The 15678-nt window shown below is 42.4% G+C and carries 9 protein-coding genes; 5 read left to right on the top strand and 4 right to left on the bottom strand.

Annotated elements, in window-relative coordinates:
• Nucleotides 1-330 precede the first annotated feature (330 nt).
• Together GGQ60_RS06060 and GGQ60_RS06065 are read right to left on the bottom strand one after the other, a co-directional pair.
• Nucleotides 331-618, bottom strand: coding sequence for a hypothetical protein (locus tag GGQ60_RS06060; protein ID WP_221235885.1), 288 nt, complete (start codon nucleotides 616-618; stop codon nucleotides 331-333).
• 97 nt (nucleotides 619-715) lie between these two features.
• On the bottom strand, nucleotides 716-2659 hold the full coding sequence (locus tag GGQ60_RS06065) for a family 43 glycosylhydrolase (protein ID WP_221235886.1): 1944 nt from the start codon (nucleotides 2657-2659) through the stop codon (nucleotides 716-718).
• Nucleotides 2660-3115: 456 nt separating this feature from the next.
• Here GGQ60_RS06065 and GGQ60_RS06070 point away from each other — a divergent pair, with 456 nt between their 5' ends.
• Nucleotides 3116-4198, top strand: coding sequence for an RICIN domain-containing protein (locus GGQ60_RS06070; RefSeq protein ID WP_183760879.1), 1083 nt, complete (start codon nucleotides 3116-3118; stop codon nucleotides 4196-4198).
• A gap of 589 nt (nucleotides 4199-4787) precedes the next feature.
• A complete protein-coding gene (locus tag GGQ60_RS06075; protein WP_183760882.1) occupies nucleotides 4788-8816 on the top strand; it encodes a hybrid sensor histidine kinase/response regulator transcription factor in 4029 nt (1342 codons plus the stop codon).
• Between the two features lie 236 nt (nucleotides 8817-9052).
• Here GGQ60_RS06075 and GGQ60_RS06080 read toward each other — a convergent pair whose 3' ends face one another.
• The gene (locus GGQ60_RS06080; RefSeq protein ID WP_183760885.1) at nucleotides 9053-9826 is read right to left on the bottom strand and encodes a sulfite exporter TauE/SafE family protein; all 774 of its coding nucleotides are present in this window, start codon (nucleotides 9824-9826) and stop codon (nucleotides 9053-9055) included.
• A gap of 78 nt (nucleotides 9827-9904) precedes the next feature.
• The gene (argS, locus tag GGQ60_RS06085) at nucleotides 9905-11671 is read right to left on the bottom strand and encodes an arginine--tRNA ligase (protein ID WP_183760888.1); all 1767 of its coding nucleotides are present in this window, start codon (nucleotides 11669-11671) and stop codon (nucleotides 9905-9907) included.
• Nucleotides 11672-12090: 419 nt separating this feature from the next.
• Between argS and GGQ60_RS06090 the strand changes: the two genes are divergently transcribed.
• From GGQ60_RS06090 to GGQ60_RS06100, 3 genes are all read left to right on the top strand, one after another.
• A complete protein-coding gene (locus tag GGQ60_RS06090) occupies nucleotides 12091-13536 on the top strand; it encodes an arginine deiminase family protein (protein ID WP_183760891.1) in 1446 nt (481 codons plus the stop codon).
• Nucleotides 13537-13660: 124 nt separating this feature from the next.
• Nucleotides 13661-14572 (top strand): citrulline utilization hydrolase CtlX, encoded by a 912-nt coding sequence (ctlX, locus tag GGQ60_RS06095; protein WP_183760894.1) that lies wholly within the window; start codon nucleotides 13661-13663, stop codon nucleotides 14570-14572.
• Nucleotides 14573-14633: 61 nt separating this feature from the next.
• Nucleotides 14634-15212 carry a PhnA domain-containing protein gene (locus GGQ60_RS06100; RefSeq protein ID WP_183760897.1) on the top strand — a complete coding sequence of 193 codons (579 nt, stop codon included), beginning with the start codon at nucleotides 14634-14636 and terminating at the stop codon, nucleotides 15210-15212.
• The last annotated feature ends 466 nt before the right edge of the window (nucleotides 15213-15678 follow it).

Raw genomic sequence — 15678 nt, forward strand, 5'->3', positions numbered from 1 at the left:
CCACGAATTTATTCCTAAAAGTGCTAACAGAAAATACCCAGTAATAGGTATATTAACCTAAGCAGGTAGCTAAAAATATCAGAACTTAATTAATGAAATTATATTATGCAGCACCAACCCATCATTTACAAATTGTGACTGATAAACTACTGATATTTTTTTTGCCTCTGAATTCTAATTCTTCAACGACATTTGGTTATCTGAATTTTAATTTCTATTTATACAACATACATCCTCAAAATATCATAAGCAAATCTTAAAATCGTTCCAAAAACAACGATCAGGAAAAATACACGTACAAATTTGTTTCCTTTAAGCAAAGTCAGTTTGCTACCGAAAAAAGCACCATGGGCTGAGCATATTGAAATAAGATATGCCGGTAGTATTGAATGAGATAATGGAGGCTAAATTAGTGGCCAGGTTTACAATTTTGGCATGTGCACAGGCAGCAAGCAGCAGGTAATTGAACTTAACCTGCCTGGCATAGTTATAAGCGGCAAGCGAGCTACCTGCCATGGAGGAGATTTGGGTAGTGCCCAAAGGGCTAGCCACCGGGTAGTGTGGCAGATTACGTAAAATGGTAGGAGTTTGGCATAAACCACCGCCATCTACCAGCATCTATACATCCGGTTGCGAAAGTAACTGCATTTCAGAAACAGTTCGACATATGGCCGGACGACCACCAGCAATGAACCGCATTAATGTACCCCACTCATTATTTCTTTCCTACCCCTTCGCTCGACATGATTATTCTTTTAAGCGTTCCGTTTTTGTTATAAAAAATTTCATCTACACAGACCGATCTATGCGTGCTCCCGCCGCCGGGCTGTATGGCCCCATTGTGATAAAAGAAATACCATTTGTTTTTAAAAGCCACGATAGCCTGGTGGTTGGTATCGCTATTCCCGGCAATTTCATTCAGGATACCCTGATATTTCCATGGGCCATCAAGGGACTGACTTGTGGCGTAAGCGATTTTTTCAGGGAAACCAGTGGCATAAGACAGGTAATAGGTTCCCTTCTCCTCATGTATCCATGGAGCTTCTGTAAAATTAAAACCTTTAAAATTGACCCTTTTTACCGCCCCATCAATTTCGATCATATTTTCTTTTAATTTCGCATAATAACATTCACTATTGCCCCAAAATATCCAGGCCTGCCCTTTTTTATCGAGAAAAACAGTTGGATCAATACATGCCCAATAGTTTTTAGAATCAAAACAATCTTTATTGGTAAGAAGGGGTTTGCCGAGCGCATCCTTATACGGACCTTCTGGTTTATCAGCAACGGCAACACCTATGCCCAGCGCGTTGGTGCTGATGTACCAATAATATTTGCCATGGCGTTTAATTACCTGGCCGGCATAAGCATCGCCACCCTTTGCCCACGAAAAATCGGAGAGCTTAAGTGGAACAGGGTATTGTGTCCAGCTTTTCATATCAGTAGTAGAAAAAACCGACCAATCTTCCATTTTAAAACTTTGCTTTCCAGCCCCTGCATCATGCCCGGTAAATAACCATAGTTTTCCCTGATCAACAATTGCTGCCGGATCTGCGGTATACTGGTGCGTGATAATCGGGTTTCCATCTGCTACGAATTGAAACCGATCGGCGGGAAGCTTAGGAATAAGCAACTCACCCGGAACACCTTTCCAGATCGCGTTCAGGTGCCGGGCCTCCTGGCCGGTAAGCCCGATAACGCTTCCATGTCTGGGAAAAAAATTCTTTGTAAATGACAATGGGCTATCACTAAAGTTAAACAGATCAGTACTTTTCTGATATTCGTATCTACCTTTTGTATACAGATCGTACATCAGTACATAATCAGGAGAATTGTTTAGCTTAAAAATGCCCGACCCTTCTACAGGTGTAGTGGTTCCGGCATAAACATCCAGGTATTTAAAATCTTCTACCCAGGGGCCTTGTAACGACCTCGAAGTGGCCTGCTGGATACCATTTTTCACTTCCTTGCCCTCTATTTTGGTATTTCCTTTATAAAAAAAGTGGTATATGCCATCCTTAAACACAATATCGCCATCGATACCGCCGAATTTTGGACTGAACATTAAAGTGGGTTCCTTTTCAAAACCGGTGAAATCCTGATTGGCATAGGCACAATAAAAATCAAGCTTATCATTGTCTTCAAACCTGATGGTAAAATACACCAGGTATTTTTTTGCTATTGGATCATAAATGGTTTGTGGTGCCCATACCCATTTCACCCTTGCAAAAGTTGCAGGATACTGCTTGGCCAAATCGATTGCGCTATGGGTCCATCGGGTTAAATCCGTCGACTTTAACATTACAATCCCGGTATTCTTGGCCCAGCCGTTTTGATCGGTGTTCATATCTGTAGCCGTAATAAAAAATCCGCTGGCATCTGCCTTCCTGATGATATGCGGATCGCGTATGCCTCCGGAGTGAGCAATGGTATCAGATTTTATTACCGGATTATTGAAGTTAAGTGCAGACCAGTTTATCCCATCGGCGCTGGCCGCAAAACGCAGGTGCTCTTGCCCGGCACCCGGCCCCGACCCTTCAAAATAGGCAAAAAGATACCCATCAAATTGATTTGGATGGTTTACCTCCTGTGAAAAACCGCTAAAACAAACCATTATCAGAGCGGCAAGCCCTATGCTACATTTCGTATAAAACTTCATAAGTTCAGATTAAATTACAACCAATAAGACGTTTAAAAAATAGGCCCATGATCAGATCCTGATTAAGCCATACCAGGTGCGAATGTAATTACTTATTGCACTTTGTTCCTTAACTTAAGGCAAAATGGTTGATTTCACCCCCATAATCGGTTGATTTACATCCCCACCTGAAATTTATTGGCTACTATTTTTGAACTGCAAGCGCCATTATTACAATTTCCTTGTATTACCTAACCCAATATAATTATGAGTCAAAAATGTTTACAAACACCACCAGCAAGGCAGCGGCTACACCGGCTAAAAATTATTGCCCGTTAAAGCGGTTTGCCTGGGGCCATCTATCACCCGCTAATACCCGGAGATTTTTTTGCATGCAAAAAAATATTTACGCCTTTGGGAAATATAAAACCCTTGGCAGTTGCGTAAACTGCCATATAAAACCTTAACATAATAAATATGAAAAACCAAATGCTTTTTTTAAAGTTCGCAAGTGTGATTTTGCTTACGGCTTTATGTATGACCAGTTGCAAGAAAATTGCCGAGGTGAATTCCAAAGAGGAAGAAACGTTTAATTCGGCCATAACCAAACGGAAAATCCAAGCCATACAGGCTATTGAAATTCCGCAAACACTTGCAAATGGCACCTTTTATATCATGAGTAGAACCAGTAGCAAGGTAATAGATGTGCCCGGAGGTCAAAATGGCAACAATACCAGTGTATGGCAATGGGGAGGAACAGGCGGAACGAACCAGCAGTGGAAACTTACCGCCTTAGCTGGTGGATACTATAGCATAATCGGCGTGGAAAGCAACCGGGCACTGACTGCTGCCGACAATACAGATGGGGGTAATATTCAGATAAACGACTATACCGGGGCTAATAACCAGCAATGGCAGTTTGTAGCCTTAGGAAGTGGCTATTACCGCATCGTAAACAGGGCAAGCGGAAAGGTACTGGATTTATGGGGATCTTCATTAGATGATGGCGGCGATATCAACCAATATTCCTCGCATGGTGGCGAAAACCAGCAATGGGTTTTGGTGAAGATAAAATATAACGGACAGGTTGGCTGGACATGGACATCAACAAACGGTGTTCCTGCTGATGTGATTACCAGGATAACAAATGCCATGAACGATGCCTGTGCACGATACAATGCTGGTGCAGACTGGGCACCAAGAACACTTAATGTAAGTTACAATACCGGTGTGCCTACTGCAGAAGCCAACGTAAACGGCGATATCCGTTTCGGAGGAAATACAAGTTACCAGAACGTGCGTACGGCCATGCACGAGATGGGACATTGCTATGGCGTAGGACAAACCGGGGGTTGGTATGACCTGACCAATGGAGGAACATACACTGGTGCGAATGGTATTGCAACCATCAGGGCGCTTGAAACACCCACCAGTAATATCAGTGCCGGAGGTGGCCACTTTTGGCCTTATGGATTGAATTATGACTCGGAATGGTCGGAAACAAATGCATTCAGACACGTTAAAGTTGTACGTGCCATGGATTTAGACGGCGTTTATTAGTTAGTTAGATAGATGAATGGCTTATGGGAGCGTTAGTGGAATAACCCAGGTTATACATTGATGCTCCCAAGCTATTTTCCTCAAGGAATATAGCTTGGCCATCTTAAGAGAACGCATTGATTGTATAAAAATCAAATAGGAATGGCGCATCATTAATTTCCTTTCTTTACTCGTCTGTCTTACTTCGGCTTGCTGCCGCCAATGGGCTTCTCCTTTGGTACCAACAAGACCAGCAACCAAGCTAAATCTTTCTGGAAGCTATCAACCTGAACTTGTTTCAGGTTTTTTTATGCGATCAGATTTTTACCTCCCCTTTCAGGTGGGCGTTTCGCTGTTTCTCAGTTGAAATGCCGATGCTGTTACCGGAATATCGCTTGGTATCTTTTACCATGAATACGGCCACGAACAGCGCGTTGATTTCTCAACATAAATGAAAGAAAAAATAAATTAAACGTTACCATAACATTTAACTTAAAATAACTAATTTAGAGGTAACAATGCAGAGCTTATGGCCCATCATTGCTGCTAACCAAATTCATAAGTCTAACCGGGATAGGATCATGGATTCTTCAAAAAAAACTGATTAAGTATGCCAAGATGCCTGCCATTATTATTATGCTGCCTGTTATTTATCACCGGGAATATTACGGCCGATCCATACGAAACGCGCCTTTTTGGTATAAATGAAGGACTCTCCAATAATTCGGTAAGATGTATTTTTCAGGATCATTATGGTTATATGTGGTTTGGTACTTACGATGGACTGAACCGCTATGATGGGAGTGTTGTGAAGGTGTTCCGCAACCGGCTTAAAGATGATTATTCACTTCCGCATAACTATATTTATTGTATTGCCGAAGATGCAGAAAACAACCTCTGGGTTGGCACGGGGCAAGGTTTAACCCTATACAATGCGCTAAGTGGAAAATTTGCGCCGGTATATTATTCATCCCTGCGAGGCAATAAACCTTTCAAATTGCCGATTGCAGTGAATGCCATCGTTTGTGACCTTAAGGGTAATTTATTTATTGGGACCAATGGCGCCGGAATGTTTTACAAAGGTAAGCAAGACAAATACCCTTACCAGGTATTCAATAGTGATAAAAACCATCTCCTAACCCATGCAAATATCACCAGCATAACGGTAGGTGATCAGAACCATATTTGGGTTACGGTAAGCGGGATGGGGTTATACCTTTTCGACGCCAAACAGAAAAAACTGGCTCTGGTAAATACCGGGTTGAAACTGACCAATTGTGTGCTGGCGAAGGAAAATTATTTATGGGCCGGAACCAGGGAGGGCCTCTACCAATTCTCGGTGATTTACGGCAATAAAATGCCAAAGGTCTCGCCCGGGAAAAAGCTTTCCGGCGGAAACATATTGTCACTCCTGCTAAATCCAGGACATCAACTCTGGATAGGAACCGAAGGCCATGGTTTGTCTGTTATGGATTTAAAGACATTACGGATGAACCAAACTAAACCCGCGCCGCAAAGCGCTGCTTATACTAATGGCGAGACCATACCCTACCTGTATAGCGACAGAGATAACCGTAAATGGATAGCCAAATTAAATGGAGGCCTTGTTATTATCGATAGTACAAAAAAGCTTTTCCAAACATTCAGCAACAATCCACTTACCCAAAATAGCCTGATTCACAACTATGTATCCTGCCTGAATGAAAAAGATAACGGCGACATTTGGGTTGGAACAGATGGCGGTGGCATAAGCTTGTATTCCATAAAAACAAATAGCTTTACCCATTTCAGGCACGACCTGGCTAAACCAAAATCGTTAAGCAACAACCTCGTTACCAGTATAGTAACCGATAAAAAAGGTAACACCTGGATAAGCACTTTTGGGGGTGGTATTAACAGGTACAATGAACAGACCCAATCCTTTAACAGGTATCGTTGCATGAATAATGAAGGTAGAGAGAGCAATTATATCTGGCTCATTTACCAGGATCATAAAGATATGATTTGGGCCACCTCAGTTGTTGATGGGGGCATATACAGACTGAACCCTCAAAATGACCGTTTTGAACTCTTTGATGCCAGCCTTTACGATCTTAATGCACTGAAAGAGGATTCTTTCCATCAGCTCTGGGCAGGTACTTCAAATGATTTGGTAAAGATCGATACCCGGGCAAAAAAGCACGTTTATTATCCAGTGGGCAAGCCGGTAAGAGCAATATTCGAAGATCGTGCTAAAAATTTCTGGATTGGTACTGAAGGTGGTGGATTAATCCTTTTCGATAGGGCAAAAAGGAAAATAAAGGCGCAGTTTTCAGATGCGGATGGCCTGTGCAACAATTCAGTACTGAACATACTGCAGGATGACCAGGGATATCTCTGGCTCAGTACTTACAATGGTTTATCCAGGTTCGATCCGCTGCATAAAACCTTTAACAATTTTTATAGTGAAAATGGCTTGTCGAGCAATCAATTTTCTAACAATGCGGCTGTGCGACTAAAATCGGGCGAAATGGCATTCGGTAGCGTGAAAGGTTTTACACTTTTTAACCCGAAAAACTTTCAGGCAAATACTGAAAAACTCCCTGCCCCATACCTGTCTTCGGTATATGTGAATAATCAATTGATTAAAGCGGATGATGAATTAGTAGATCAGACCAATGAGGAAAGGATTTCTGAATTAACCGTACCCTATAATGATGCGGTATTTTCATTTACCTTTTCTGCCATAGATTTTGCAGACAGGGGTACCATAAAATTTGCCTACCATCTGGAAGGAGCCAATAGTGGCTGGATGGAAACCAAAGCTGCGAACCCCGTCACCTTTCTCCGGTTAACTGATGGCAAATATACCCTACACGTTAAACGAAATAATGATATCGGTGGATGGGGACCGGATAACCGCCTGCTTATTATAAATGTACGCCCACCCTGGTACCGAAGCTGGCTGGCCTACCTTTGTTACGTTATTTTCGGTTCTGCGTTAATATATGCTTACAACGGTTACCGGGTACGACAGGCAAACCTAAACTACGAAATTAAAACAGCTCAGGTAAATGCACAGAAGGAAAAAGAACTGAGCGAAAAAAAGTTTGCTTTCTTTACCAATGTTTCACACGAGTTCAGAACACCCTTAACACTGATTATCAACCCTTTAAAAGATTATATACAACACCATCCGGGTGCTGGCAGTAAAGGGGGGCTTGATCTTGTTTACCAAAATGCAAAACGATTGCTTAAACTGGTCGACCAATTGTTACTGTTTCGAAAAGTTGGTGGCGAAAGCGAAGACTTAAAGATTTCGAAACTCCCTTTTTCTGAAATCTGTAAAGAAGTTTATACCAGTTTTTCGGGCCAGGCAGCGTTAAAAAACTTAAACTATCAATTGATAGGCGCGGATACTATGATAGAGCTCTATGCCGACAGGGAAAAGATACAGGCAATCCTTTATAACCTGATTTCCAATGCAATAAAATTTACCCAGCCTGATGGTGAAATTGTAATGCAGCTATGGGAAACGAAAGATACAGTGGAATTAAGCTTAAAAGACAGTGGAATAGGTATTGATGGCGATGTTAAAGAAAAATTATTTGATCGGTTTTATCAAGTCGGGGAAAACAGCGCTGCCTCCGGTTTCGGTATTGGTCTGTACCTCGTAAAGCAATTCATGGATCAGCATTGCGGACAGATTTCTTACCAAAGCCTGGTTGGAATCGGGACTACATTTTTTCTATCTTTCAAAAAAGGGAAAAGCCATTTTGGTAAGCTCCCTGTTTACGAAGACCTTCCATCGGAAACTTACCAAGCCGGAAATCCAACCAAACTAAGCCCGCCAACATTAAAAACGGATCCAAATCTCCTGCTGAATGTACAAGACCTTATCCTGGTGGTGGAAGATAATCAAAGTATCCGGGAGTATATCCAGGGCATATTCAAGAACGATCACCTTGTTATTACGGCTTCAAGTGGCAAAGAGGGACTTGAGCAGGCCATCCAGCATTTGCCCGATATCATTATCAGTGATATCCTGATGGAAGATGGCAGTGGCTTAGAACTCTGTAACGCCATTAAGAACAGCCCCACGCTGGGACATATACCTGTAATTTTACTAACTGCATTATCAGATGTCGAAAACCGGTTAAAAGGGACGCAATGCGGTGCAGATGATTACATTACCAAACCATTCGAAAAGGAGCTGTTACTGGCAAGGGTTAAGGCGCTGCTTGAAAACCGGACCAAACTCCAGCAATATTTCTATAATGAGATTACTTTCAAAAAACAAAACTTTAAAATCTCTCCGGAGTATCGCGAGTTTTTATCTACCTGTATCAGCATTATAGAGCGAAATATCGCAGATGAATCTTTTAATATAAAGAAGTTTTCGCAAGAGATTGGCATGAGTCATTCAGGCCTGTACCGAAAAGTAAAATCGATTTCCGGTCAATCCATCGCCGGATTCATCCGTTTCATCCGTCTTAGAAAATCTGCAGAACTGATGGTCGAATCCAATTACAGCATTAAAGAGATTGCCTGGGAAGTCGGCATTAATGATATCAAATATTTCCGGAAACAATTTAGCACATTATTCGGGATGAATCCGTCTGATTATATTAAAATGTATCGAAACACTCCTAAAAAATAATTATTAGGTTTTATCAAATTCCAGTAGTTTTCGACCAGACCCAGACTAACAACCGCTTTGCTTATTTAATGCTGTGGGTAAGTGTTATTGCTATTTGTCGCCTCCCCCATCCGGTAACTGGTTTAAGCATTTCAGCTATGAAAAAGCATTCGGGATGCGCCACCAACAGGACTAATGGAGCACACACACCAATTGATTTTAATCGCTTGTTTTAAAAAAACTAGGAACAAGCGTTTTTACAGGACATGTACTTTAAAAATATCGTAAGCAAATCTCAAAATCGTTCCAAAAACAACGATCAGGAAAAATACACGTACAAATTTGTTCCCTTTAAGCAAAGCCAGTTTGCTACCGAAAAAGGCACCACCAAGGTTAAAAAGCGCCATGGGTAGGGCGTATTGAAATAACATATGCCCGGTAGAACTGAAATAGATAATGGCGGCCAAATTAGTGGCCAGGTTTACAATTTTGGCATGTGCACTGGCACCAATAAAATCGAAACCCAGCACCGCAATAAAAACCAAAATCAGAAAGGAACCTGTACCTGGGCCAATTAAGCCATCGTAAAAGCCAATACTTAAGCCAAACAAAGCAGCCAGTAAAACCTGCTTAACCAGCGAATGGGTTTTCTCCTGGTGAATACCGAACTGTTTGTTAAAATACGTGTACAGGGCTACTAAAATAAGTACAAGCAATATAAGCGGTTTAATTACCGAATTATCGATCCGGCTTACCAGGTGCGCGCCTAAAAGCGCTGCAAAAAATGCGCTTACCGCACAGGCGGCAAGCACCCGGTAATTGAACTTCACCTGCCTGCCATAGTTATAAGCGGCAAGCGAGGTACCTGCCATAGAGGGGATTTTGGTCGTGCCCAAAAGGGTAGCCACCGGGTAATGGGGCAGAATAAGTAAAATGGCGGGAGTTTGCAATAAACCACCGCCACCTACTATAGCATCTATAAATCCGGCTGCAAAAGCAACCGCACAAAGTAAAATTAACTCAGTTGCCATCAGCCAAGGTGTAGATTATTTCCAATCCTACATCTCCCATTTTTCCATTTTCCATCTCCCATTTCACATGCTCCATCCCTACATCCTCTCCGGAGAAGTGATACCCAAAATTAACATACCGGCATGTATCATATCGGCCGTTTTTTTGCTCAGGTTTAAACGGAATTGTTTTTCCTCCCCTTCTTCCATTTTGAGAATTTGAGGCACTTCGTGGTAAAATTTATTAAACAGCTTGGCCAGTTCATATAAATAATTGGCCAAACTCGCCGGGCTGTAAGCTTTGGCAGCAATGGCAATTTCTGCAGGGTATTTGGCCAGCTGCAAAATCATTTCGAGTTCTACAGGTAAAATCTGGGCAGGTTGGCTGGCTGCCAGCTGGTAGTTTGCCTTTGCCAGCAACGATTTGATCCTGGCGTGGGTATACTGGATAAACGGACCGGTATTGCCCTGAAAATCGATGCTCTCTGCAGGATTAAATAATAAACGCTTTTTAGGTTCTACTTTGAGCAGGAAATATTTAAGTGCGCCCAAACCGATGTTCTGGTAAAGCTCCTCTTTATCCTCTTGCGGAAAATCGCCGGTTTTGCCTAATGCTTCGGTTTTCTCGCGGGCGGTACTTACCATGCTTTCAATCAGCTCATCGGCATCAACCACCGTACCTTCGCGGCTTTTCATTTTGCCGTTGGGCAGATCGACCATGCCGTACGATAAATGGTATAAGCCTTTTGCCCAGCTTTTGCCCAGTTTCTCTAAAATGAGGAACAATACCTTAAAATGGTAATCCTGCTCGTTGCCCACCACGTAAATCGACTCATCCATGCCGAAATCATCGTGTTTCATTTCTGCAGTCCCCAGATCCTGTGTAATGTAAACCGAAGTACCATCGGCACGTAAAACCAGTTTTTGATCCAAACCATCGGCAGTTAAATCGATCCATACCGAGCCATCTTCCTTTTTAAAGAAAACACCTTTGGCTAAACCCTCCTCAACCGTATCTTTTCCCAACAAATAGGTGTTGCTTTCGTAATAAAACTTATCAAAATCGACACCGAGGTTTTTATAGGTAATATTAAAACCGGCATAAACCCACTCGTTCATGGTTTTCCATAGCGAAACCACTTCCTCGTCGCCTTGCTCCCATTTTAAAAGCATGTGTTGCGCTTCCTTAATTAAAGGGGCATTTTTTTTGGCTTCTTCTTCGCTTTGTCCTTCGGCCTTTAACGCATCGATTTCCTTTTTGTACTCTTTATCGAAAATAACATAATATTTTCCTACTAAATGATCGCCTTTTAAACCGGTACTTTCGGGAGTTTCGCCATGGCCCCATTTTTGCCAGGCCAGCATCGATTTACAGATGTGAATACCCCGATCGTTAACCAGGTTTACCTTTACCACCTCGTAACCATAGGCTTTAAGCAGTTCGGAAACCGAATAGCCCAGGAGGTTATTACGCACATGCCCCAGGTGAAGCGGTTTATTGGTGTTGGGCGAAGAATATTCTACCATTACCTTTTTACCGTTCGGTTTATAAACACCAAATCCCGGTGCTAAAATTTCCCTGTTAAATTGATTAAGAAAATAACTTTCGGCAATACTAAGGTTTAAAAAACCCTTTACCACGTTAAATTTGGTAATATCGGCTACGTGTGCCACCAAATATTCGCCAATCTCGGTAGCCGTTTGTTCCGGCGATTTTTTCGAAATTTTGGTAACCGGAAAAACAACAATGGTTGCCTGTCCTTCAAACTCTTTACGGGTTTCTTGTATGTTGATTACACCCTCGGCTATTTCTTCGTTATAAAGTTCAAAAATGGCTTTCTGTGTTTCGGCAATAATAAAATTCATGTGCCAAAAATAGAGAAAAAAGTCCGAAGTCGGGAGTCCGGAGACCGAAGATTTTTTATCTTAAATTTCAATTTTCCAAGCATTATTAGGTCTCAAATCTATCATCTCAATACTCATGTCTGATTTTTTTAAGGGCTTGGAAAGGTGCTGCAGTGCTTATCGGAACCGGTTGCCCTTCTTTTCGCTATAGTCCCGATTGAAGAAATCGGGAGCTGACTCTTCCATAAGGTTTAAGGAGGTTGGTGCTGTGCGGTAAAAAGTCAGGAGTCTGGAAGTCCGCAGTCAGAAGTCTGGTGTCCTATTATTTATCATAAGCTAAACCTCCTGATTTTGTTTTACGTCCATCAAAACTTCGGACCTCCAACACCTGACTTTCTGACTATAAAAAAAATGATAGATTTGTAACAACTAATTTATTTATGAGCGAGCAGAACCCACATTTTAAAGTGAGCGTAAACACCGAAATCGGCAGGTTGCGTAAATTATTGATACACAGTCCGGATAGTGGTTTGGGCAAAGTAGTACCCTCTAAGGCACAGGATTGGCTTTTCGAAGATATTGTGCATTTAGATACCATCCGTAAGGGCGAATACGATTATTACATTAAACTGCTGCTGTATTTTCTTGATCCGGAAAAGATTAAAGGAAAACTTGCTGAAATCGATTCAGAAGCATCCAACCGTAATTTTTACAAACCCAACCACCCTGATTTTCACCGTTCTCAATCAGTAATCGAGATCCAGAACCTGTTAAGTGAAATGCTGGAAGACGAATCCATCCGCAAAAAACTGGTGGCGGCCGTTTGTGCCATTGAAGGCTGTACCTATAAAGTACAATTGGAATTAACCAATACCGACCCCAAACAGCTGGCCGAGATCTTCATCTCAGGTACACTGGCCAACGATACGATGATTTTTGCGCCCATACCCAATTTAATCTTCACCAGGGATGTAGGTACCACGATCAACAACCACATCCTGTTGAATAAACCGGCAAAAAAGGCCCGTGTGCGTGAAACGCTTTTAATGCGTTATATTTTCTTTAACCACCCCTTATTCGAAGCCTACCGCAACAATATTCTCGAAATACCGGATGTAACGATGCACTTTTTACGCCCTGGCGACGAGCCTGCTTTTAGCACTACTTTGGAAGGTGGCGATGTGATGATGGTAAGCCCTAACCACGTATTAATCGGGTGCAGCGAACGGACTTCAGAACACGGAGCCAACGAAGCCATTAAACTCTTGTTTGAGCAGAACGTGGTCGAAAAAGTAACTGTGGTTAAAATACCAAGCAAGCGCGATTACATGCACCTCGATACTGTTTTTACACAGGTTAAACGCAATACATGGGTGATTTTAAATTCGATTGCACACTCTCCTAAATATAACCCTTACGAGCCGATTAACTTTTTAAAGGAACCCGAAAAACTCGAAGCCACCACGGCCATTCAGTTTACGAAAGCTAATCCACAGGAACCGAAACATTTTGAACATGTAGAGGCTTTGTTAGACGATATTAGCCGGAACGACTTAAAAAGCACCGAACCTACTCAAATTATTTACAGTGGGAATAATCAGTTCCCTTACGATTCGAGAGAACAATGGACCGACTCGTGTAACCTGCTGGCCATTAAGGAAGGCGTGGTTTTAGGTTACGACAGAAATGATAAAACCGTTGAAGCATTTAAAGCAGCAGGTTTTGATGTGGTCGATGTAAAAGATCTGATTCAGGATCTGGAAAGTGGCAAAGTAAATACCGAAACCCTAACCGATACGTTAATTTTAATGCCTTCGGCTGAATTATCGCGTGCACGTGGAGGCTTCCACTGTATGAGTTTGCCGATACTTAGAGACAACATTTAAGGTTCAAGGCCTAAGGTATAGGGTTTAAGGTTTATTTCGCCTATATACAAACGCCTGATTTAATGAAAACTCTTTAGGCGGTAAGCAACCTTAAACCTTACGTCTTTTTTTACCTTTAACCATTATGCAGACAACCAATCATATTTTAATGATCCGCCCTGTTGATTTTAAATTCAACGAACAAACGGCCGGAAATAACAAGTTCCAGGTTGCATCTACCGGGACCGACGTACAAACACAGGCCTTAAAGGAGTTTGATGCATTTGTTGCCCTTTTGCGCAAAAACGATGTGGACGTTACTGTAGTAGACGATACGCTGCAGCCCGAAACGCCCGATTCGATTTTCCCGAACAACTGGGTTTCCTTCCATGATGATGGCTCGGTTTACCTCTACCCGATGTTTTCTGAAAACCGAAGGTTAGAACGCCGGAAAGAAATATTAGACGGATTAAAAGACCGGTTTGAAGTAAACCACATCAGCGATTTAAGCTTTTACGAGCATCAGCATGCTTTTTTGGAAGGAACAGGCAGCATGGTTTTAGACCGCACCAATAAAATTGCCTATGCCTGCCTGAGTGTACGTACCGATGAAGAAGTACTGAACAACTTTTGTATGCTTACGGGATACGAACCGGTAGCTTTCCAGGCGGTAGATGCCACAAATTTCCCGATTTACCATACCAATGTGATGATGTGCATCGGCGACCGCTTTGCAGTAATCTGCCTGGATTCGATTCGCGATCCTGAGGAGAAACTAAATGTTACCATCAGTTTAAAAAGCACCGGAAAAGAAATCATCGAAATCAGCCTGGAGCAGATGAACAAATTTGCTGGCAACATGCTGCAGGTAAATAATGCCGAAGGCGAAAGTTTACTGGTGATGTCTGAGCAGGCTTATTTATCGTTAAGTGCTGAGCAGGTTGCCGCACTTGAACAGTACAGCAGAATTATTGATGCCCCCTTGTATACCATAGAACAAAATGGCGGTGGCAGTGCAAGGTGCATGCTTGCCGAGATTCATTTACCGGAAAAGTAACAGGAACCAAAACCTGTTATTCCCAAAAGTTTTATTACTTTCGCCGAAAATTTAAGAAGCCATGTCTTTACTACAAGCGTTACAAACCCGCTCAGGAAATCAATGTGAATTATGCACCGCTGAAACCGGCTTATCGGTATACGAAGTGCCGCCAACCAGCAATGCCAATAGCGATAACAGCGTATTGGTTTGTAAAACCTGTTTAGACCAGATTGAAAAAAATGAACAGCTTGATGCCGCTCACTGGAAAATTTTAACAGAAACCATGTGGTCGGAATTTGCACCTGTTCAGGTGGTGGCCTGGCGCATGTTAAGCCGCCTCAGGAATGAAGGTTGGGCAGCAGACAGTCTTGACATTTTATACCTCGACGATGAAACTCTGGAATGGGCTAAAAAAACCGGCGACCATGAACAAGAGGGAACTGTAGAATTTCATCAGGACAGCAATGGTACCCGTTTATATGAAGGCGATACCGTGGTTTTGGTTAAAACACTCGATGTTAAAGGTTCAACACTGAGTGCTAAACTGGGTACCGTGGTTAAAAACATCCGTTTAGTACACGATAATACCGAACAGATTGAGGGTAAAGTAGAAGGCCAAACCATTGTGATCTTAACCAAATATTTAAGGAAAGGCTAATTTTACTCCAATAGCAGCACCAGCCTCCGTGCCTGATGCGTGCACAATGAACCAATTTATTTTGCCACGGATGCACGGAACACAGGGAAAAACCTCCCCATAAAAGCACACGCTATTAAACCTCAAATAGCTGCAGCGGCCTATTTTAAATAAACCTGATCGGAACGGGCACGAGTGCAACGAGTAAAGTGGAGAGCAGGGCCAACCCTACCCTATAGCAGCGGGAACCTGCTTTCCAAATGCTTAAACAGATCAATTACTCGTGAGTTGATGCGTGCACAATGAACCAATTTATTTTGCCACGGATGCACGGAACACACGGAAAAACCTCCCCATAAAAGCACGCGCTATTAAACCACAACTAGCTGCAGCGGCCTATTTTAAATAAACCTGACCGGAACGGGCACGAGTGCAAGGGGTAAAGTGGAGCGCAGGACCAACCCTACCCTATAGCAACAGGAACCTG

The organism is Pedobacter zeae (assembly GCF_014196715.1).
GTDB classification, from domain to species: domain Bacteria; phylum Bacteroidota; class Bacteroidia; order Sphingobacteriales; family Sphingobacteriaceae; genus Pedobacter; species Pedobacter zeae.